Source organism: Clostridium sp. 1001283B150210_160208_E6, from assembly GCF_015669365.1.
Classification (GTDB): Bacteria; Bacillota; Clostridia; order Clostridiales; family Clostridiaceae; genus Clostridium; species Clostridium paraputrificum.
Genome location: NZ_JADPAA010000020.1, coordinates 37,455 through 59,513, shown reverse-complemented (window position 1 = coordinate 59,513; position 22,059 = coordinate 37,455). Strand labels below are relative to the sequence as shown.

22 protein-coding genes and 3 tRNA genes are annotated in these 22,059 nt (G+C 28.7%); 18 read left to right on the top strand and 7 right to left on the bottom strand.

Annotation, left to right across the window (positions count from 1 at the left end; translation table 11 throughout):
* Window positions 1–4: 4 nt before the first annotated feature.
* The 3 genes from I4V16_RS16040 (at window position 5) to I4V16_RS16030 (ending at window position 249) form a co-directional block, all read left to right on the top strand.
* Window positions 5–79, top strand: a tRNA-Glu gene (locus tag I4V16_RS16040).
* A gap of 9 nt (window positions 80–88) precedes the next feature.
* Window positions 89–164: transfer RNA gene (locus I4V16_RS16035), tRNA-Val, on the top strand.
* 8 nt (window positions 165–172) lie between these two features.
* Window positions 173–249 (top strand) — tRNA-Asp (locus I4V16_RS16030).
* An 82-nt stretch (window positions 250–331) separates the two neighbouring features.
* Here I4V16_RS16030 and I4V16_RS16025 read toward each other — a convergent pair.
* Both I4V16_RS16025 and I4V16_RS16020 read right to left on the bottom strand, forming a co-directional pair.
* The gene (locus tag I4V16_RS16025) at window positions 332–1,312 is read right to left on the bottom strand and encodes an ATP-binding protein (RefSeq protein ID WP_049179558.1); all 981 of its coding nucleotides are present in this window, start codon (window positions 1,310–1,312) and stop codon (window positions 332–334) included.
* Window positions 1,305–2,297 (bottom strand): DnaD domain protein, encoded by a 993-nt coding sequence (locus I4V16_RS16020; protein WP_049179557.1) that lies wholly within the window; start codon window positions 2,295–2,297, stop codon window positions 1,305–1,307. Before I4V16_RS16020 ends, I4V16_RS16025 begins: the two co-directional genes overlap by 8 nt.
* A gap of 164 nt (window positions 2,298–2,461) precedes the next feature.
* Between I4V16_RS16020 and I4V16_RS16015 the strand changes: the two genes are divergently transcribed.
* Window positions 2,462–3,655, top strand: a complete 1,194-nt coding sequence (locus I4V16_RS16015; protein ID WP_111937894.1) for a peptidoglycan DD-metalloendopeptidase family protein — start codon at window positions 2,462–2,464, stop codon at window positions 3,653–3,655.
* Here I4V16_RS16015 and I4V16_RS16010 read toward each other — a convergent pair.
* From I4V16_RS16010 to I4V16_RS15990, 5 genes are all read right to left on the bottom strand, one after another.
* Window positions 3,652–4,845 carry a S8 family serine peptidase gene (locus tag I4V16_RS16010; protein WP_111937895.1) on the bottom strand — a complete coding sequence of 398 codons (1,194 nt, stop codon included), beginning with the start codon at window positions 4,843–4,845 and terminating at the stop codon, window positions 3,652–3,654. The two genes, I4V16_RS16015 and I4V16_RS16010, sit on opposite strands and share 4 nt — an antisense overlap.
* A 93-nt stretch (window positions 4,846–4,938) precedes the next feature.
* Window positions 4,939–5,754, bottom strand: coding sequence for an MBL fold metallo-hydrolase (locus I4V16_RS16005; RefSeq protein ID WP_049179554.1), 816 nt, complete (start codon window positions 5,752–5,754; stop codon window positions 4,939–4,941).
* 16 nt (window positions 5,755–5,770) lie between these two features.
* Window positions 5,771–6,202, bottom strand: a complete 432-nt coding sequence (locus I4V16_RS16000; protein ID WP_099329377.1) for a DMT family transporter — start codon at window positions 6,200–6,202, stop codon at window positions 5,771–5,773.
* A gap of 88 nt (window positions 6,203–6,290) precedes the next feature.
* Window positions 6,291–6,743, bottom strand: a complete 453-nt coding sequence (locus I4V16_RS15995; RefSeq protein WP_111937896.1) for a dUTP diphosphatase — start codon at window positions 6,741–6,743, stop codon at window positions 6,291–6,293.
* Between the two features lie 167 nt (window positions 6,744–6,910).
* Window positions 6,911–7,453 carry a hypothetical protein gene (locus tag I4V16_RS15990; protein WP_111937897.1) on the bottom strand — a complete coding sequence of 181 codons (543 nt, stop codon included), beginning with the start codon at window positions 7,451–7,453 and terminating at the stop codon, window positions 6,911–6,913.
* Between the two features lie 320 nt (window positions 7,454–7,773).
* On the opposite strand from I4V16_RS15990, the gene I4V16_RS15985 reads away from it, so the two are divergent.
* The 14 genes from I4V16_RS15985 to I4V16_RS15920 all read left to right on the top strand — a co-directional run bounded on the left by I4V16_RS15985 (window position 7,774) and on the right by I4V16_RS15920 (window position 22,027).
* Window positions 7,774–9,039, top strand: coding sequence for a UDP-N-acetylglucosamine 1-carboxyvinyltransferase (locus I4V16_RS15985; RefSeq protein WP_049179550.1), 1,266 nt, complete (start codon window positions 7,774–7,776; stop codon window positions 9,037–9,039).
* 16 nt (window positions 9,040–9,055) lie between these two features.
* On the top strand, window positions 9,056–9,847 hold the full coding sequence (locus tag I4V16_RS15980; RefSeq protein WP_049179549.1) for an MBL fold metallo-hydrolase: 792 nt from the start codon (window positions 9,056–9,058) through the stop codon (window positions 9,845–9,847).
* 30 nt (window positions 9,848–9,877) lie between these two features.
* Window positions 9,878–10,375, top strand: coding sequence for an SEC-C metal-binding domain-containing protein (locus I4V16_RS15975; protein WP_099329378.1), 498 nt, complete (start codon window positions 9,878–9,880; stop codon window positions 10,373–10,375).
* Window positions 10,376–10,458: 83 nt separating this feature from the next.
* Complete coding sequence (locus I4V16_RS15970) at window positions 10,459–11,100, top strand: lactate utilization protein (protein ID WP_111937898.1); 642 nt, start codon at window positions 10,459–10,461, stop codon at window positions 11,098–11,100.
* A gap of 91 nt (window positions 11,101–11,191) precedes the next feature.
* The gene (locus I4V16_RS15965; RefSeq protein WP_207745438.1) at window positions 11,192–11,713 is read left to right on the top strand and encodes an Hsp20 family protein; all 522 of its coding nucleotides are present in this window, start codon (window positions 11,192–11,194) and stop codon (window positions 11,711–11,713) included.
* Window positions 11,714–11,776: 63 nt separating this feature from the next.
* Window positions 11,777–12,256, top strand: coding sequence for a 23S rRNA (pseudouridine(1915)-N(3))-methyltransferase RlmH (gene rlmH / locus I4V16_RS15960; protein WP_111937899.1), 480 nt, complete (start codon window positions 11,777–11,779; stop codon window positions 12,254–12,256).
* A gap of 228 nt (window positions 12,257–12,484) precedes the next feature.
* Window positions 12,485–14,083, top strand: coding sequence for an amidohydrolase (locus tag I4V16_RS15955; protein ID WP_195573400.1), 1,599 nt, complete (start codon window positions 12,485–12,487; stop codon window positions 14,081–14,083).
* Window positions 14,084–14,267: 184 nt separating this feature from the next.
* Window positions 14,268–15,275 carry a serine hydrolase gene (locus I4V16_RS15950; RefSeq protein WP_049179559.1) on the top strand — a complete coding sequence of 336 codons (1,008 nt, stop codon included), beginning with the start codon at window positions 14,268–14,270 and terminating at the stop codon, window positions 15,273–15,275.
* Window positions 15,276–15,553: 278 nt separating this feature from the next.
* Window positions 15,554–16,771, top strand: coding sequence for an ATP-grasp domain-containing protein (locus I4V16_RS15945; protein ID WP_099329382.1), 1,218 nt, complete (start codon window positions 15,554–15,556; stop codon window positions 16,769–16,771).
* A 3-nt stretch (window positions 16,772–16,774) separates the two neighbouring features.
* Window positions 16,775–17,485: an amino acid racemase gene (locus tag I4V16_RS15940; protein WP_099329383.1), complete on the top strand. Its 711-nt coding sequence runs from the start codon at window positions 16,775–16,777 to the stop codon at window positions 17,483–17,485.
* A gap of 23 nt (window positions 17,486–17,508) precedes the next feature.
* Window positions 17,509–19,053 (top strand): UDP-N-acetylmuramoyl-L-alanyl-D-glutamate--2,6-diaminopimelate ligase, encoded by a 1,545-nt coding sequence (locus tag I4V16_RS15935; protein ID WP_195619223.1) that lies wholly within the window; start codon window positions 17,509–17,511, stop codon window positions 19,051–19,053.
* Between the two features lie 226 nt (window positions 19,054–19,279).
* Window positions 19,280–19,762, top strand: coding sequence for a hypothetical protein (locus I4V16_RS15930; RefSeq protein ID WP_053089755.1), 483 nt, complete (start codon window positions 19,280–19,282; stop codon window positions 19,760–19,762).
* 99 nt (window positions 19,763–19,861) lie between these two features.
* Window positions 19,862–21,166 (top strand): HD domain-containing phosphohydrolase, encoded by a 1,305-nt coding sequence (locus I4V16_RS15925; protein WP_099329386.1) that lies wholly within the window; start codon window positions 19,862–19,864, stop codon window positions 21,164–21,166.
* 99 nt (window positions 21,167–21,265) lie between these two features.
* The gene (locus tag I4V16_RS15920) at window positions 21,266–22,027 is read left to right on the top strand and encodes a YdcF family protein (RefSeq protein WP_111937912.1); all 762 of its coding nucleotides are present in this window, start codon (window positions 21,266–21,268) and stop codon (window positions 22,025–22,027) included.
* Window positions 22,028–22,059 lie beyond the last annotated feature (32 nt).

Below are 22,059 nucleotides of genomic sequence, written 5' to 3'. Positions count from 1 at the left end.
ATTTGGCTCCTTGGTCAAGCGGTTAAGACACCACCCTTTCACGGTGGTAACAGGGGTTCGATTCCCCTAGGAGTCACCATTTTTATTTGGGCGCATAGCTCAGCTGGGAGAGCACCTGCCTTACAAGCAGGGGGTCACAGGTTCGATCCCTGTTGTGCCCACCAGATAATTTGGCTCAGTAGCTCAGTTGGTTAGAGTGCTGGCCTGTCACGCCAGAGGTCGAGGGTTCGAGCCCCTTCTGAGTCGCCAAATTAAAACATCAACATTAGTTGATGTTTTTTTGTTTTCATAGAAAAAAGGTTTATAAAAAAGGTAATGTAGAAAATCTACATTACCTTTTATTTTTTAAATTTAACTTTATCCTGATATCATCTGAATAAAATTTGAAAAGTTTAAAATCACCTAATAGTCTAGAGTAAATTCTTTCACTATATATATTTGTTATATTAGGAAGTGAAAGGTTGGTTGAAATAAGCATCTTTTTATTTCTTAGTAGTTTTCTGTTAATAAGATTAAAAAGTTCTGTTATTGAAAAATCACTCTTAGATTCAGCACCAAGATCATCAATAATAAGTAAATCACATTCAATTAATAATTCCTCTAATTTAGTATTATTATTAAACTTTATATCTCTTAAGTCTCTTATAAGTTCTTCTGAAGTTTTGTATACCACTAAAAAGCCTAGGTCTAATAGCTCTTTAGCTATACAATAAGATAAATAAGACTTTCCACTTCCAGGATTGCCATAAAAAAGTAGGTTAGTATTTGAGTTGTTGAAATTTGGCAAATACTCAGAAGTAATATAAGATACAATATTATCGATATTTTTTCTAGGAGAAAATTTATCATCACTTACCTTATGCATTGAAAATAAATTAAGATCAAAATTATCAAAGTTCTTTTCTCTTAGAGTATCTTCAAGTAAAGAATTTTGATAATATAATTTTATTAGTTTTGGTTTATAGCATGAACACTTATTAATGCCTATAAAGCCTGTATCTTGACATTTATTACACCTATATTTTAAGGTTAAATAGTCAGGGTCATATCCTTTAGATACTAACATTTCACATTTTTTTACTCTTAAATCTGTAATTTCATTTCTGAACTTTTTCATAGTTTCATCTGCATCCTTAGACTTAAGTATAGCCATAGATAATTGAAGCGAACGTTTTTGAATTAAGTTATCTATATCCATTATTTCTGGATACAAATTACGAATTTCGTTTCTTCTAAGTTCTAAGTTTTTAGATTCTTCATCACGTATCTTTTCATAAACGTCCATAATTTTTGCTTGATATCCGTTAATCATCAACATCCCATCCTAACAATTTCTTTTCTAAAGAGTCATAATCATATGATCTTGGTTCAAAGTTATTAAAACCTGAGGCTTTTACGTTTTTTGGATAATTAGTAGATGAGTTTTTATAATTATTTTTATGTTGTTTATCCTTAATTGCAACATCATCTAGGGTTTTTATATTGTCATTAAACCATTTGCTAAGTATGCCATCAATATATTTAAAGTCAGCTCTATTAAGTCTTTGAAAACAAATGTCACAAGCTTTCTTTATTAATTGAATGTCAAATTTATATACATTAATCCATTTATTCAAAAGCTCTTCTTGAGGCTTCATAATTTCTGAATTGTTAATGCCTAGGTAATTTAGTATTTGTCTTATCTTAACCCATTTATCTTCTGTCTGCTTTATATGACTTTGGGCTTTTTCAATAGTTTTTATACCCATATCATTCCAAGCTAGAGCAACTTTTTCTATATACCTGTAATCAACTTTACCTTTTGATGCACAATATTCAATAAGTATTAGGATAAGTTCTGAGGTAAAAGAAAAATCTTTTTGCCATCCTAAATATATTTCCATCTCCTTTGTTGAAAGTGGTCTACAAAGTATTCTTTCTATATCTCTTAACATATCGTTAGTTTCTGTGTTATTTAGTGCATCTAATAGATTAACATCTGGTGAAGTACTACTTAAGTCATTATCTAGTGGTACAAATTCTATACTAAAGTTATTCATTTTATCTACAGGAACAAATTTTATTACACCTTGGTCATTCCAATAATTTAATGCGTTCATTACATCAGATTCTAACAGGTTTAAGGAAGATGCTAGTATTGAACTATTTACTCCAGGCTCATTAGAAAAGTTATACTTTAATAGAAGTAAATAAACCTTAACAAATTCTCCTCTAGCAAATGGCATATATTTTTCAATAAAAACATTGCTAATAGGTGTAAAGGTACATGTGTTATTTTTCAATATAAAAGTACTCATTCTAACATTCCTCCTTTCAAAATTAGTATTTTATAAACATCATATTTAATAATTATAACAAAGGAGAAGAGGGATAACAACTTATCTAAATAGATATATAATGTATAAATTAATATATTATGGGAAAAGTAATTGATGTGTTTTTGGAAATGAAGGGATGATGTATGGATATAAGATTACAAACTAAATTTATATTATGTTGTTTAATAAGCAGTATAATATTAATCATTATTAACTTATTAGGTTTGAACAGTGATTATATATATAAATTATATATTAATAATCAAGAAGTAGAGTGTTATGGAGAAATAGAAGAGTTATCAATGCAATGTAATGAAATTAAGAGTAATATAAAAGATATTCTTATAGATAAAGAAAATAATAACGATATTACATATAAGAAAGTAAAATATGACGAAGTAAAAGGAACTGATAAAGAGTTAAGAGATTCTATAATATCTTCAATAAATTCAGAAGCTGTTCTAACCAAAATTTATTTAGGAAATCAATATTATGGATTAGTTTTAAATGAACAAGAAGGTAAGGAGGTTTTAAAAAGGATAGGAGAAATATTTATAGATGAAAGTAAAATAGATAGAGAAAAAATTATATCTGTTGATGTAAAAGCTAATTTAAGATATGAAAAGGAAAATGAAAGAATTAGAAATGTGAAACCTATAGAAGAGATAGCTAGAAATATTATAAAAAGTGATAAGTTTAATAATCTAGTATCTGTAGATATATTATGTAGAGAAGAAAGAGTTGATAGCATAGATATATCAACAAAAGTAGTAAATAGAGATGATATGTATTTAGGTGAAGGCTATGTAGAGGAGGGGGAGGAAGGAAGCAAGAGTGTTATAGCTAACGTAGTATACAGAAATGGATTAAAAGTAAATGAAGAAATAATAGAGCAGGATATAATAAAAGAGAGTATAGATAAGGTTGTATATAGGGGGACTAAGAGTCCAATAAAAGAAGATGTAGCATTTTTAAGAATGCCAACTAGAGGTGGATATGTAACATCAAACTTTGGACCAAGATGGGGCAGTACACATAGTGGTATGGATATAGCAGGAGAAATGGGAGATCCAGTTTATTCAGCTCTTGATGGAAAGGTTAAGGAATGTAGGTATGATGGTAGCTATGGAAATAAAATATTGCTACAGCATGAAGATGGGATAGAAACTATATATGGACATTTAAGCAAGTTTGAAGTAAAGGTTGGAGATGAAATTAAAAAAGGTCAGTTAATAGGTAGGGTTGGAAGTACAGGAAGAAGTACAGGACCACATTTACACTTTGAGGTTAGAGTAAATGGTAGTCCTGTAGACCCTAAAAAGTATTTAGTTAATTAATCTAATAACTTATAAAGATTTATAGTTCCTTCTCCTACCTGCTTTTTAGGTAGTTCTCCTAATTCGCAGGATAGCTTTAATAGTGAACATAAATCTTTAAAGGATAAGTTTGGATTCTTTTCGTATAACAGTGCACATATTCCAGAGATATAGGCTGTTGATATAGATGTGCCAGAAAATGATTTATATGATACATCTAATTTTTTAGGATATATTTTAAATCCATCTTTTTCAGATAAATAGGATGTATCTGAATTAAGAGACACTATATCAACACATGCAGCACTTAGATTAGGTTTGGAAAGATTTTTAAATGGACCTGAAGATGAGTATAAGTAAGGCTTTAATGAGTTATTAGTATCAACTCCACCAACAGTTAAACAATTGTCTAAAGTTGCAATTCCCATAATAGAATAATCTTCATTTAAATTACTGCCACTAGGTACAATCGGGGCAATATTATTTTCAATGGCTTTATCAAATGTATCCTTAAAAGCATTGATTATAAATGTATTGTGATTTTGTAATTCAAAGGGTAAACATAGAATTTTTATATTTTTTTCTTTAGGTATTTTTATTAATGACTCAATTGCATAGAGAACTGTAGATGAAAAACCTTTTCCGCATTTATCAAAAGCTTTATAGCAATATATATCAGAACGTGGTGCTATTCCCTTATACATATTATTAGATGTTATTCCACTACTTGCAATTATACCAGCTGTACATGTACCGTGACCATTATCATCATATGGATATTGGAAGTTATTGATTAGGTCAGTAAAGCTAGATATCCTATTAGATGGAGAAAGTAAGTCTGGATGAGGATATATTCCACTATCAACAATACCAATACCAATACCCTTTCCGGATAGAGAAACTTTTTCGGAAATATAAACTTTATTGGCAGTGGAGACGCTTATTCCACATAAATGTAAGTATTCATCAAAACTTATATATTTAACTTCAGGATATTCTGAAATACGTTCTATAGACCTGCTATCTAATTTAGCGCAAACTATATTTGAATATTCTAATATATATATAAGTTCTCCTCTATATGAGGAGATTTTTTTTGCAATTTCTTTTGTGAAGTTTTTACATTTGATTAGAACTCTATATTTTCTATAAACTTTATTTTCCATGTAATACTTTAGGTTAGAGTCTATCTTACTTCTAAATGAAAACATAAAATACTCCTATAAATTCTTTCACTTATATAGTATAAAGATTAGGGCAATTTTGTTAATATAACTAAAAAAAGCAGTTATTATAAAAACTGCTTAAAATTTATATGTTTGACCTATATTTAGAATTTTAACTCTTTCATCTTTGAAATTAACAAGTGTATCATGTGTTTCATTGAAATCTTCTAATGATATCTTAAAGGTCTTATAATGAATAGGAATCATAGCATTACATTTCATCATACTAAACATTTTGTAGCTTTCCTCTGGGGTACAATGCATATATGAAAATCTATCTGGTTTATAACAACCTACAGGCATAATAGCAACATCACATTCTAAGTTGTCAAAATCATTAGTAAAAGCTGTATCTCCAGCAAAAAATACCTTCTTTTTATTTCTTTCTATAAGATAGGAATTACTTTCATCATCTATTCCTATATAAAATCTACGACCATCATGATTAGCTTTTATAGCTGTAATCTTTATATTTTCATCTTCATATATTTCTGTATCTCGAAGCATTACAACATTTTTAAATCCTAATAGTCTCATTAATCGTCTATACCCTTTAGGAACTATAATAGTAATATTTTTATCTAACTTTCTTAAGGAAGAGAAGTTAGTGTGATCCATATGTCCGTGAGATAGTAGAATATAATCTATTTTTTGATCATCAAGGCTACTAGGACGGTTAGCAATTCTTTTAAAGAATCCCAAAGTATTATTTAAAACTGGATCAGTAAGTATTACGATATCTGATAAATTTATTAATGCAGTAGCATGACCATACCAATGTACTGAATCAGTTTTTAATGCTTCATTAGAAATATCATTTCTTTGATTAAAGTATTCTTTTATATTGGTTGCTGTTAGTATGGATAAAAATTTAATATTACTAAGTATCCTCATTATAGAACTCCTTTGTTTAATGTTTCCACTTAAATACTATAATACCTACAACCATGATTGCAATACCTATAAATTCTTTTAATGTAAAATTAAGTTTTTCGCTTCCAAATAGTCCAAATGCTTCAATTAGTGCAGCTGCTAATAATTGAGCAACAAGTATTATACCAATACCACATGTAGGGCCTAAACCACTAATGCTTTTCATAACTGTATATGTTATTACAACACCAAGAGCACCCCCTAATAAATATAATTTATTGGCCTCTTTAATTTGATTGTAACTTCCCTTACCCATAAAAAAAGTAATAATTAATGTTAGTATAAGGGCACTTCCTTGAACAAAAACGTTTGTTTCCCAAACTCCAATTTTTTCTCCTAATCGTGTATTAAATACCCCTTGAACACTCATAGCAATACCGGAAATTATTGCTGTAATTATAGCTATCATTTTAATCACCTCAAAAATAGTATTCCCAGAGAGTTTTAGAATATAATAAAAGCTCCCTAAAAATTAGAGAGCTTAAAATATGATAAAGTTATAACTTAAAACCATCTATAATATCTTGTTCAGAAAAACCTAGACTTATTGCAAGACTTAAAAAGTCTTCTAATAAAGTAACATAGTGATCTTCAGAAGAAGATATTAAAAGGTCATTTATGTCTATATATAAATTTAAAAATTGATCGCTTAAACAATATTCACTAGGTTGTATAGTAATACATTCAATATTGTCATAGCCTTTGTCAATTCCTAAAGATAAGACTTGCCTGAAGCAAGAGATATACTTATCGAATACATTGCTTTTATCTACAGTAAAGTTATCATCAATCCAATATTTATAGCATTTTGTTTCATTCGCTAATTCACTCATCTTTATTTGAAGTTCAAGATGTTTTCTTGCAAGTAGTTTATAACCACTTAAGTTAGTATCTATTTGAACTTTATTATTAGCTTCTTTTTGTATTTTAAACAAATCTTCAATTTGCATATTTATATCCCCCTTAATTTTCAAGGCAATCGTCTTTATATATTTTACAGAATCTTTAGAATAAAGAAAAGGTCAGAAAACGACTACAAAACAAATATTTTTCAAATATTAAAAAAAATAATAAAAACTCCTATTTATTCTTTGAAAAAATAGGAGTTTTTATTATTTTAAAAATCTCTAAGAGGATAACTTTTAATTAATGTTTCCCTTCTATTATTAGAAATTTTCCATATTTCAAATCTATCAACTTTTAGTGTAGGATAGGTTTTATTATTTTTATTTGAATCATATAGTACTTCACTATTATTTTTTTTATCTTTATTAAAATAATTTACATTGGCTAAAGAAATAGCAAGTTCATCTTCATCATTATTTAAGATATTAAATCCATGTAATTTTAAAGTATCATTGATAACTCTTGAAATCTTTTTTATGTAACCAATATGTTCAATCTTGAGATTTACTGTTTTAGTAGTCTCACTTACGCAAACACTATCGCACAATTCAACTTTAAATTTTTTATAAGGTTTTAAAATCTTTTCTAAGATTGGACTAAGCTTATCTATAGTCGGATTTTCCAATGCCCCTAAAACGATGTATGGTTGAGGGGAATTTCTATTAGCCCTATATTTTTTTGAAAGATTCTTTTGAATAGGTGATATTAACTTATAAGATTCGTCATCGAATAGTGCCACAATATAATATTTCATAGCAAACCTCACATTCAGGAAAATTTTATATACAAACTTTGTTATAAATTATAACATATTACCAAATATAAAAAAACATAAAAGCGCTGATTTTATTTAATTTACTAAAAATACTAAAAATTTAACAAATTAAATGAGTGTAGTTACTAAAAAGGTGAATTTGCCATAAAAAAGATATTTAAATAACTATACTTTATGTTATAATAGTTAAGATAGAATTCTATACAATAGAGTTATAATGCGTATTTAATAGAATTTTGGATATAATTATGAATTTTGGGAATTTTAATATATATAATCTTTGAATAAGGGTGAATTTGATGGAAAAGTTAGTTATTAATGGAGGTAAGTCTCTTAGGGGATCAGTTGAAATAAATGGTGCAAAAAATGCAGCGGTTGCAATATTACCAGCTGCTATAATAGCAAGTGCTGGGAAATGTGTGATTGATAATATACCAGATATAGAAGATGTACATTGCTTAGAACGTATATTAAAAAGTTTAGGATGCACTGTAAATAAGTTAGATAGTAATACATTAGAAATTGATAGTACGGATGTAAATAATTTTAATGCTTGCACAGAAGATGTTAGAAGAATGAGAGCTTCTTATTATTTTATTGGATCATTATTAGCAAGGTTTAAGCAAGCTAGAGTGGAATTGCCAGGGGGATGTCCTATAGGCGTTAGACCAATAGACCAACATATAAAGGGCTTTGAAGCATTAGGTGCAGAAGTTGTTATAGAACATGGCGCTGTAAATGTTAAAGCAGATAGACTAGTTGGGACTAATATTTTCTTTGATGTTGTTTCAGTTGGAGCTACAATTAATGTTATGATTGCAGCTACATTAGCTGAAGGGGTAACAACATTAGAAAATGTTGCAAAGGAACCACATGTAGTAGATGTTGCGAACTTCTTAAACACTATGGGGGCAGACATAAAGGGTGCAGGAACTGATGTTATTAGAATTAGAGGTGTTAAAGAACTAAGAGGATGTTCTTATAGTGTTATTCCTGATCAGATTGAAGCTGGGACATTTATGATTTCTGCTGCAGCAACAAGAGGGGACATTACAATAAAAAATGTAATTCCTAAGCATTTAGAATCTATAACAGCAAAACTTATAGAAATGGGAGTAGTTGTTGAAGAAGGTGACGATAGTGTTAGAGTTACAGTAGATGGAGAACTTAAGGGAGTTAATATAAAAACAACTCCATATCCAGGGTTTCCAACAGACATACAACAACCTATGTCTTCGCTTTTATCAACAGTACCAGGAAGAAGTATGATTAATGAATCTATATATGAAAATAGGCATAAACATACTGATGAACTAAAAAAGATGGGTGCTAACATAAAAGTTGAAGGTAGAGTAGCCTTAATTGATGGCGTAGAAAAGTTAACAGGTGCTGTAGTTGTGGCAACTGACTTAAGAGCAGGTGCAGCTATGGTTGTAGCTGGGCTTATGGCTGAAGGCGAAACAGAGATTACAAATATAGAACATATAGATAGAGGATATCCTCACATAGAGGAAAAATTCAGATCTTTAGGAGCTGACATACATAGAGTTAGTTGTGAAGATTAAGATGGGGGAAAAGTAAATGATTTTTTGCTCATTATATAGTGGTAGCAGTGGAAATAGTATTTTTATAGGTGATAAAGAATCAAAAATATTAATTGATGCTGGTATGCCGGGAAAAAAGATTGATGAAGCAATGAAGTCTATTGGGCAAGATCCTAGTAAGTTAGATGGAATATTCATTACTCATGAGCATAGTGACCATATTAAAGGTGTAGGAATAATATCAAGAAAATACGATGTCCCTATATATGCTAATGATAAGACTTGGGCTGCTATGGAAAGTTCAATAGGTAAGGTAAAAGAGCATAACATAAAAGTTATGGATAGAAGAACAAGTGTTGATATAGGGAGCTTAAGTATAAAGTCTTTTATAATACCACACGATGCTATATCACCAGTAGGTTACACAGTAAGTAATGGGATAAAGCAAGTAAGTGTTGCTACGGATTTTGGTGTATTTACAGAAGAAATTTATAGTAATGTAAAAGACTCAGAGGTTATTTTACTAGAAAGCAACCATGATGTTAATATGCTAAAGTTCGGTCCATATCCATATTCATTAAAAAGAAGAATATTAAGTGAAGTTGGTCATTTATCTAATGATGATTGTGGAGAAGCTATAGTTAATATAGCTAAAAATGGATTAGGAAAAAAGGTTATATTAGGGCATTTAAGTAATACAAATAATCATCCTGATTTAGCTTATCAAACAGTTTTAAATGTAATACAAGATAGAGGGTTAAAGCAAGGTGAGGATGTAATACTTTCTATGGCAAGTAGAAAAGAGCCAAGTGGCTATATAGAATTATAAAAAAATATATTTAGAAAAGAGGAGAATAGTATGAGTTTATACAGTAATTGGACTGATATGGTAGTAGAATATGTTAAGACTAAGGGCGAAAAGGCTTTTTGGGATGAATATAGTGCTATAGAAACAAAAGTATATAGAGATTTATTAGCAGATCACAAAAACGTAAAAAAAGTTATGATTTCAAATCTTGCTAAAGAATACAATACAACAGAAGAATTCATAATGGGATTTGTTGATGGAATAAATGATAGTTTAAACAATCCATATGATCTTGAATCTGTAGATTCAAATACTGAATTAGTATTTGATATAAACTTAGAAAAGTTATATTTTAATATGTTAGATGCAAAGGCTGACTACTTATATAACTTACCACAATGGGATGGAATATTCTCAGTAGAGAAGAGACATGAAATAGAAAAAGAATATAAAGATTCTAAAACAGTTAGAAATGAAAATAAGGTAGGTAGAAATGACCTTTGTCCATGTGGTAGTGGTAAAAAGTATAAGAAGTGTTGTGGAAAGTAAATTAAATTTAGGTAGATATGATTATCATATCTACCTTTTTGTATAATAAAATTTAATTAAAGATGTATTTAGGAGGTTTTTATATGGATGAGAATTTGAAGTGGGTTAATGAGCAAAAGATAATTAGAACAATCGAAGCTTTAGAGAAAAATAATATGAATGGTTACTTGGTTGAAGATGAAGAGGCGTTGATAGATAAAATTAAAGAGATAGTTTCAGAAGGTTCAATGGTAGCTTGTGGTGGTTCTATGTCTTTATTTGAAACAGGAGTAATAGATCATTTAAGAAGTGATAGATATAAGTTCCTAGATAGATATAAAGAAGGATTAACAAAAGAGGAAGTAGTAAAGATTTATAAAGAGGCCTTTTTTGCAGATGCATATTTCTCTAGTAGTAATGCCATAACGGAAGATGGACAACTATATAATGTTGATGGGAATGGAAACAGAGTAGCAGCATTATTATATGGACCAGAAAAAGTAATTATTATATGTGGTGTTAACAAGATAGTTGCCACATTAGAGGATGCTATTAAAAGGAATGAAGCAGTAAGTGCACCTGCTAATGCAAAAAGGTTAAATAAAAACACTCCTTGTACAAAGGTAGGATATTGCATGAATTGTAATAGTAAAGAAAGGATATGCAGTGAGTATACAGTTATAAAAAGACAAAGTATAAAAGGAAGAATACATGTTATATTTTTAAATAAAGAGATAGGATATTAAAATTGTATCAAAAAAGGAACCATTTAATACATATATATTATGAAAGCATCTTTATGAGAGGATGGTATATATGTTTGGAATGTTTCCTTTTATGTTTAATAATAGTCCTATGAATAATAACAATAATAATAACTTTAACTATGGAAGTATATTAAATGGTTTGCTAAATGATGATTTTATAAATGGAATGGTTGATCAACTTTTATCTAGTGATTTTGTAAATAATATGGTTGATGATTTGATGAATGAGGATGCTTATGATATATCAATAAAAGATTATGGTCCATATTATTTGATAAAAGGATATTTGCCAGGATTAACCCCAAAGGATGTAAATATAGACTTTGAGAAAAATAAAGCTATATTAACCATTAAGAAAAAGCAAACATATTCAAATGGTAAGAATGTAAGAATGACAATAATTCAAACTGGTGGAGACTTAGTAAAAACATTCTATGTAGAAGAAATAGATGTTACAAAATTAAAAGCATCATTTGATAATGAGTTGTTATTGTTGACATTACCTAAGAGAAAACAGATACAATCTAAGGATGTTGTTGTAGAAGATGATTCTCCAACTATTATAGATGTAGATAATTATAAGGTAGAATAAAGAGGGGTTTAATCCTCCTTTGTGGTAATATATTAGTATGTTACCACAAAGGAGGATATTTTTATGAACATTTCAATTATTGCAGTAGGAAAGTTAAAAGAGAAGTATTTAAAACAAGCAATTGATGAATATTCTAAGAGGTTGAGTAGATATTGTAAGTTAGAAGTTATAGAATTGCCGGATGAAAAGACACCAGATAATGCATCAGAAAAAGAAGAGCAACAAATAAAAGAAAAAGAAGGTAGGTTAATTCTATCGAAGATAAAGGATAATTCTTATGTAGTTGCAATGGACTTAAAAGGTAAGCAAATAACTTCTGAAGAGTTTGCTTCATTTATATCGAATTGTGGTGTTACAGGAAATTCAAATATAGTTTTTATAATTGGAGGAAGTTTAGGATTATCGGAAGGGGTAATTAAAAGGGCAAATTATAAGCTATGCTTTTCAAAGATGACATTTCCACATCAGTTATTTAGGGTAATGCTTTTAGAGCAAGTATATAGGGGATTTAGAATTACAAATAATGAACCGTATCACAAGTAAACCTCTAAATGAAGATGAGTAGTGTGTTTCGTTTTGCAAATTAGGTTTATATTTATGGGTATTTGAGTATTAGACATTAAAGACAAAATTACTAATTGTAATTAAGTAATGTGCTTTATTTGAAAAGAATATAGTAAATTTTTAGTTAACGAATTGATTAAAAGTATATATACTGTGAAAAGCTAAAGCTGAATAAATATAAATTAAGAGAATTTTGGGAGGGCGAAAATGTCTAATAAAGAAAAGCTATATTTTAATGGAGATATATTGACACTTGAGGATGAACTATATATTGAAGCAGTACTAATTAAAGGAAGAAAGATATACAAGTTAGGAAAAAAAGAAGATTTACTTAGAGAAGCAAGTAAAGATGTGGAGATGATTAATCTACAAGGAAAAACATTAATGCCATCATTCATAGACGCACATAGTCATTTTTCTGGATACGCTAGTTCCTTTACACAAGTAGATTTGTCAGAAGTAGTAAACTTTAATGAAATCGTTGATGCTATACAAAGGTTTATTAAAAAGAATAACATACCTGCTGGAATGTGGATTCAAGCAAATGGCTATGATCAAAATTATCTAGAAGAAAAGTCTCATCCAACTAAGGATATTTTAGATAAAGCAGCTCCTAACAATCCACTTATTGTTAAACATAAGTCTGGACATATGGGTGTATTAAATACTATGGGAATAAAGGCTTTAGAGATAACCATGGATACACCAAATCCAGAAGGGGGCATTATAGAAAAGAAGGATGGAGAAGTTACTGGATATTTAGAAGAAAATGCATATATAAATTATATTCAATCTATACCAGTTGTATCTAATGAAGAATTTATGGATACTTTAGTTAAGGCTCAAAGTGCATATGCTAGCTATGGTATTACAACTGTCCAAGAGGGGATGGTTGTAGATGTATTAGCAGACATATTTCAGTATTTAATACAGGCTAAAATTCTAAAAATAGATTTGATTGGATATTTAGATATAAGGAATGCTGAATTATTAAAAGAAAAGTTTGCAAATTGCCTTCAAAGATATGATAATCATGTGAAAATGGGAGGATATAAAACTTTCTTGGATGGATCCCCACAAGGTCGTACTGCATGGATGAGAACTCCATACTTAGGAAGTGAAAAAGATTATTATGGATATGGAGTACAAAAAGATGAAGAGATAGAAAGTAAATTGGAGAAGGCTTTAAGGGAAGATATGCAGATATTAGTTCATTGTAATGGAGATGCTGCTTCTCAACAATTTATAGATCAATATAGAATTGCAAAAGAAAGAATTCATTCAAATAATAATATAAGGCCTATTATGATACATGCTCAATTATTAGCTGAAGATCAATTAGGTGATTTAAAAGCTCTAGGTATAATGCCATCTTTCTTTGTATCCCATGTCTATTACTGGGGCGATATTCATATAAAGAATTATGGAATGGAAAGAGCAAGCAAAATAAGTTTGGCAAAGTCGGCGCAGGATGAGGGAATACTATATACATTTCATCAAGATGCACCTGTTATAGAGCCTAATATGTTAGAAACTATATGGTGTGCTGTTAATAGGATAACTAAAAATGGGGGGTTATTAGGAGAAGAGGAAAGGGTAAGTCCTTTAGATGCATTAAAAGCTGTTACAAAAAATGCAGCATACCAATATTTTGAGGAGGATATTAAAGGTACCTTAAAAGAAGGTAAGGTAGCGGATTTAGTTATCTTAGATAAGAACATACTAAAGGTTGACCCTATGGAAATAAAAGATATACAAGTTCTTGAGACTATTAAAGAGGGCGAAACTATATTTAAAAAGCAATAGTTGTAAATTTAAAAAAGGTGGTTTATCCACCTTTTTTATTTTAGGTTACTTAAAGGTGAAGGTGATACACAAGGTTTCTAGGTAGAATATCTCTATTATATCAAAATATGTAAAATTTGATAGAAAATATACTTGTAAAATATTATTATTTTATATATATTATGTAAAACTAGGGGGATAAATAATGAGGGGTGACATGAGAAATAAGAAGGTAAAGGTAATAGTATTTAGTACTATTCTTTTATTCGTTTTATCATTGGGGGGAATATTTAAGTTCGTAGAGACTAAAGAAGTTCAAGCTATAGAAAGAGAAAAACAGATTGCCCTTGAGGAAAAAAGACTAAAGGCAGAGGAAGAGGCTAAAAGGAAGTCAGAAGAAGAAAAGAAGAATGAACAGAAGCCACAAGATAGTCAGACACAGCAAGGTACGAGCTTTGAATCTATATTAGAATCTAATCTTCCTATTAAGGAGAGAATACAAAAGTATTTAGGATCTTATATAAATAGGTTTGGATTTATTTTTTATGATTTAACAAGTGGAGAAAAGATAGCAATAAATGAAAATAAGGTTTTTACAGCAGCAAGTACATATAGGGTTGGATTAAACATGGTAACATATGAGAAAATAAGAAATGGTTCATTAGATATTAATAAGGGTATTACATATGTAGCTAGCAATGATTATGAAGGTGGGACAGGCGTACTTCAAGGTCAAGTAAATACTACTTTGGCTAAACCAGTACCTGTAAGTAAGTTATTAGAGTTATCTATAACTCAATCAGATAATATTGCCACTAGGATGCTTAATAGAATATTAGGTGGAGCTAAAGGCGTAAGACAGAATATAAATTCAATGGTAGGATTAAGTTGTGATACATCAAGTAATAAGACTACACCTGAGATTCAATTTAGGCTATTAAAGAAGTTATATGAAAACAGAAATGATAAGTACTATTGGCAATTAATAAATAATATGAAGAATACAATATTTCATGATAGATTAGATAAATATCTCCCATACAATAAGGTTGCGCATAAGATAGGCAATTATGGTGGGGCTGTTAGTGACATAGGAATAGTGTTTACGGACAAGCCGTATGTAATAGTATCATATGCAGAGGGGGTAAGTGGACCAGCTGAAAAAATATCTAAAATATCAAGAATGATATATAATGAACAATTAAAAAAGTAATTAATCAAGGGGTTGTATTAGATTAAGGTTTTTACCTTAGGCTTATACAGCCTTATTTATTAAATGTGAAAAAGTATGTTTAATAAATTCTTTTGTGACAATAATTAAAAAAGGAGTTATTTTGCTAAAAATAATGTATAATAGTAGTTGTAAAAACCTTGGAAAGTGGCAATATTACTTGCCTTGACAAATAAAATAGCGAATACTATAATGTATTGAGCAAAAAAATGTACAAGTTTTTTACTTTTAAATATTGAGAAAAGATGGTGAGATAAATTATGAAACAAAAGGAAATAGAATTTATGCCACTTTTATTTGGTGGAGATATCAATGTTTATAGTGTGGCTAGAGCTTTCCATGAAGCATATGGAATAAAAAGTACAGTATGGGGTAAGTATGCAATAGGTCCTTGTTTTAATAGTGATATTATAGATTATAATGTGTGTGAGAAAAATGATGATCAAGAAAACTTCATTAAACATGTAAGAGAATTTGCGAATAAGCATAAAGATAAAACAGTTATATTAATTGGATGTGGAGATAGTTATGTAAAACTATGTGCTGAAAATTTAGGAAATTATCCAAGTAATGTAGTAGCTCCATATGTTAGTAGTGAAATGATGAATACATTAATACATAAGGAAAAGTTCTACAATATATGTGATAAGTATGGAATAGATTACCCGAATACATTTATATACCGTAAGGAAATGGGAAATGACTTTGAACTTCCATTTGGAGCACCATATATCTTAAAGCCTGCTAATAGTGTTATGTATTGGGAATATCCTTTCCCAAGTCAAAAAAAGGTTTATAAGCTTGATACAAGAGAAGAATTAGAAGAAACATTAAAGCAAATATATGATGCTGGATATACGGATTCAGTAGTATTACAAGAATTTATAAATGGTGATGACACATACATGAGAGTGCTAACAAACTATTCAGATAAGAATGGAAAAGTTAAGTTAATGGCTTTAGGACATGTTTTATTAGAAGAACATACACCTCATGGAATAGGGAACCATGCTGTTATAATAAACGAATATAATGAAGATGTTACAGTTAAAATTAAAAAATTCCTTGAAGATATCAACTTTGTAGGATTTTCAAATTTTGATATAAAATATGATGAGAAAGACGGAAAGTATAAAGTATTTGAGATAAATGTTCGTCAAGGAAGAAGTAATTATTATGTAACAGGTAGTGGAAATAATATAGTTAAATATTTAGTTGAGGATTATATAGAAAATAAGGATATTCCTTTTAAAATAGCAAAAGAAAGATGCTTATGGAGTGTAGTTCCAAAGTATGTAATGTTTAAATATATAAAACCTCAACAATATAAAGATGAAATGAGAGAACTTATAAAAGAAGGAAAAATAACAAACTCACTAGATTATAAGGTAGACAATGGGTTTAAGAGAAAAATGAGTTTGTTTAAATCAAAGTTAGGGCATGTATATAAATATAGAAAGTATCTTGGAGGAAAATAGTAGATGTCTTCAAATACAATTTATAATAAACTAGGTGTTATAGGTGGGATGGGACCTAAAGCAACTCAATTATTTATGGGAATGGTTATTGATAAAACCAATGCAGATAAAGATCAAGACCATATACCAATGGTTATATTAAATGACACTACAATACCAGATAGAACTAGTGCTATTCTTAAAAAAGATGAAAGTACGGTATTAGATAAACTAGTGGAAGATGCAAAGATATTAGAAGCTACTGGGTGTAGCGTTATAGCAGTCCCTTGTAATACTTCACATTATTTTATAGATAAGGTCCAAAGCGAAGTAAGTATACCTATAATAAACATGATAAAAGAAACAGTTAAATATATATATAACCAAAAGAAAGATATAAAGAAGATTGCTGTCTTGGCAACTGATGGAACAATAAGTGTTAGAGTATATCAAAAGGAACTTGAATTATTAGATATAGAAAGTTATATTCCTAGCAAAGATAAGCAAGCCATGGTAATGGATATAATATACAATCAAGTTAAAAAGGGTCAAATAGGAAATTATGATATGTTTTTAGAGATAGAAAGAGAACTTAAAGAAGCAGGATGTGATGGTGCTATACTAGCATGTACAGAATTATCTTGTTTTAGAGAACAACATTGTCTATCTGATTTCTATATAGATGCAATGGATATTTTAGTCGATAAGTCTATAGAGATGTGTTCAAAAAACTAAATAATAAAGAAAGGGAGCAGTTTATGAGTAATATATGTAGTTTAGAAGAATACCTAAAGCTTTTAAGAAAACATAACTTAGTATTGGAATATAATATAAAAGGTAAGCAAGAAAATTGTATAGAATACGTTTCATGTAATTCTAAAGATATAAAAAGAAATACTTTATTTATATGTAAAGGGGCACACTTTAGAGAAGAATTTTTAAAGGACGCAATAATAGGTGGAGCAGTTTGCTATATAAGCGAAAATAAGTATGAATTAGGAAATGATTGTTCTTATATAATTGTTAATGATATAAGAAAAGCGATGGCGTATATATCAAATCATTTTTATAATAAAGCTTGGGAAAAGTTGAACTTAGTAGGAATTACAGGTACTAAAGGAAAGTCTACCACTACATATTTTATAAGATATATATTTGATGAATATCTAAGAAGCATTAATGAACCAATGAGTGGAGTTATATCTTCTATAGATACATATGATGGTATTATAGATATAGAGTCACATATTACTACACCAGAATCAATTGACTTACATAAGCATTTTGATAATGCTGTTAGAAGTGGAATGAAATATATGGAGATGGAAGTATCTAGCCAAGCATTGAAATATAATAGAGTATTAGGTATAGAATTTAATGTTGGATGTTTTTTAAATATAGGTTATGACCATGTAAGTGATATAGAGCATAAGGATTTTGATGACTACTTTAATTCAAAGCTTAGGATATTTGAACAAAGTAAGATATCTTGTATTAACTTAAATACTGAGCACTTAGAAGAAGTATTAAAAGCAAGTAAGAAGTGTTCTAATGTAATAACTTTTGGCTTAGATAAGAAAGAAGCAGATGTATATGGTTATGATGTTAGAAAGAAAGATAATAATATATTATTTAGGGCTAGAACCAAGAGATTTAATAAGGAGTTCCAATTAACTATTCCAGGGTTATTTAATGTTGAAAATGCATTAGCAGCAATAGCAATATGTGAGGCGTTAGATATTCCTGAAAAGTATATATATGAAGGCCTTAAAAAAGCTAAGGTTAAGGGAAGAATGGAAGTTTACAACAATGAGGATAATAAGGTAATCGCCATTGTAGACTATGCTCATAATAAGTTGAGTTTTGAAAGGCTATTTGAATCTGTTAAAGCAGAGTATCCAGAAAGAAAAATAATTACTGTTTTTGGATGCCCTGGTAAGAAGGCTATAGATAGACGTAAAGATTTAGGTGAGATTTCAGGAAAATATTCAGATACGGTAATAATTACAGAGGAAGATCCAGGAGAAGAATCAGTTGTAGATATATGTAATGAAATATCTACATATATTAAAGCTCAAGGATGCAATTATTCTATAGTTACGGACAGAGGAAAAGCTATAGAAAAAGCCATTATGGATGTAGATGAAGATAGTGTAATTTTAATAACAGGAAAAGGAGATGAAACAAGACAAAAAAGAGGTCTTGAATATATAGATTGTCCTTCAGATGTTGATTATACTAAAGAATTTTTATATAAATATGATAATAGGTTGTTTAGGAAAGACAGAATAAAAAAATTTTAATAAGAATAAATAATAGTAAAAAATCTTATATAACTAAATAAATATATAGTAATAGATTAGTTATTAAAAAACCGCACTTCTTAAATTTATAGAGGTGTGGTTTTTTAATATTTTTCTGTTATTTATTAATTAGTTTTTATAAAAGTTATACTTAATTAAAGATTGGAGTTATAAAAAAAACTTTAATTAATAGATAATAATATAGCATGATGAAAAAGAGGTAATTATGGATTCAGATAATTATAATGAATTTGAAGAGTTTTTTTATAATATGTTTAATTTTACTGGGGTTTTTGATGAACAGGGATGTTCAGATATTCCAGGAGGATTTCAAGATTTAAATCCACAACTTTTTTCTGTAATAGGACAAGTAGTTGGTATGGCGATATCAGGTAACCTTCCATTTAATATTCAAAATGCTGTAGGTAACTGGCTAATGCTAGTTGGGCAGGTTATAATAACATTTAATGCACAACAACAATATTTCCAAAGTGGGCCAGGACGTTATTATGATCTTAAATATAAAAATGTAACTAATCCGTTTTGTCCACAAAGTAATAAATCCAGTGCATATTCGCAAACAGGGGAATCAACATCAAAGGGTAAGAAAACAGCAAAGACTTCTTCTGATATGGAGCACCTTAGAAAAGAAGTAGATAGGTTATCATTAGAACTAGAGAGGTTGAGAAAGGAAGTTCATGGAGAATAAAAGAAAAGTATTTACTAAAAATGTATAAGTGATTTATAATTAATTAATCAATTTATAACAATAAATATTAATTTTATATTAAAGGAATAGAGATGATATATGAAAGAAGTTCTATTAAAGGATATTATAACTATTATACATAGAACAATAAATGAAATAGATAATAGGCTACTAGAACATGGTGAACAGGTAGCGTATATAATGATGAATTTATTAAAAGAAAAAGGAACAAATGATGAAAGTGAGATAATAGATTTGTGTATAATATCCATGTTTCATGATATTGGTATACATAAAGTAAGTGAAGTAAGAAGGTTATTAAATGTAGATTGTTATAGGACCTGCAACAGTACACTTTATAATGGCAAGGAAGTGACGGAATTGCTAAGTATTGATTCTCTTAATCCTTTTGAACATGCAATATATGGAGCATTGTTTATTAAATACTTTTCACCATTAAGTAAGTTATACAAGGTTGTTTTAGGACATCACTTTACATATAAATATATAAAATTTAAAAATATAGATATACCTATAGAGGCTCTAATGCTAGGTTTATCGGATTATTTTAGTGTACTAGTTTTAAATAATAAAGAATTAAGTAATTATGAAATTAAAAAGATGTCTAAGATATATACTTTAGAAAATGTACAATTACTTTTAGATGCAATTAATAAGAATGATATTAATACAAAACTTAGAGATAAATCATATAAATCTGAGTTATATGATTTCTTAAAAAATAAGAGGCTAAAAAGAGAAGAAGTACTTTATTATGCTAGAATGTTAGCTTATGCTATAGATTTTAGAAGTGAAGTTACAGTTAAACATAGCATAATAGTAGAGGCTATAAGTTATGAAATTGGGAAATTACTAGGACTAGATGAAAAATTATTATATAAATTAAAGATATCTGGTATATTGCATGACATAGGAAAGATATCTATACCTGTACATATATTGGAGAAGGATAGCAAGTTGACTGATGAAGAGTTTGAAGCAATGAAAGAACATGCTATTATAGGATATGATATTTTAAGTGGATTAAATATAGACGATATTAGAGATATTGCTACTTTACATCATGAGAAGATTGATGGAAGTGGGTATCCATTTGGTCTTAAGGGTGATGAGCTATCTATAGAAATAAGAATTTTGGCTATAGCAGATATATTAAGTGCATTAGTTGGAAGAAGAAGTTATAAAGAATCTTTCAGTAAGGATAGAGTGATTAATATACTGAAAGAAATGAGTAATAATAATAAAATAGATAAGGATATTACAAATCTAGTTATATTAAATTATGATTCTATATTGAATATGGCTAATATAAAGTCAAGTAAAATAATGAATATATATTTAGATATGAAGAAAGAATATAAAGATTTGCTTAATACTTTATAGAAAAATATGTTACATATTAATTACAAAGGCAATAATCACGTTTACGGAAATAATTACCTCTGATACTATTAGATTATAAGGTATTAGGGAGGAAATAAGATGAAAAAGAATTTAGATATAGCTTTAGGTGGCATATTAATGGGATATTCTATATTGGTGAATTTATTAAGTTTTAGAAAAATTGCCTTTAGTGAAGTGTTTTTTATATCTGGTATATTATTAATAATTTATCACTTTATTAAGAAGATAATATATAATAATGAAAAATTAAAGCTATTAGATAAGGTGATTAAAACCTTTATATGTATTGGGTTAGTTGTCTTTTTCATTATAGAGGGTATTATAATATGCTATCCAAAGAAAAGTATAGAGAGAACTGATTATATTATTGTTCTAGGTGCAGGGCTAAATAATAGAAATGAGTTAAGTCAAACTTTAAGAGATAGACTTAATACCGCATTATATTGTCTTAATGAATATAATAAAGATAGTTATATTGTGGTTTCTGGTGGTCAAGGTGAAGATGAAGATATGTCAGAAGCAGAGGCGATGGAAGGGTATTTATTAGAAAAAGGTGTTAGCAAAGATAGAATTATAAAAGAAAATAAATCTAGAAATACATCTGAAAATTTTAAGTTTTCAAAGGAGAAAATTGAAGAACATAGTAATAAAGAATTAAAAGACGTAAGCGTAAAGATAGTTACAACAGACTTTCATGCTTTCAGAAGCAGTATGTTAGCAAAAAGAAATGGCTATGAAAATATTGAAGTATATTCAAGCAATACAGTAAATTACTTAGTTCCTGTGTTTTATACAAGAGAAGCTGTAGCTTTAGTAAAAAGCTATATTTTTGATAGATAAAAAAAGAACCTCTAGCAAAATACTTTGCTAGA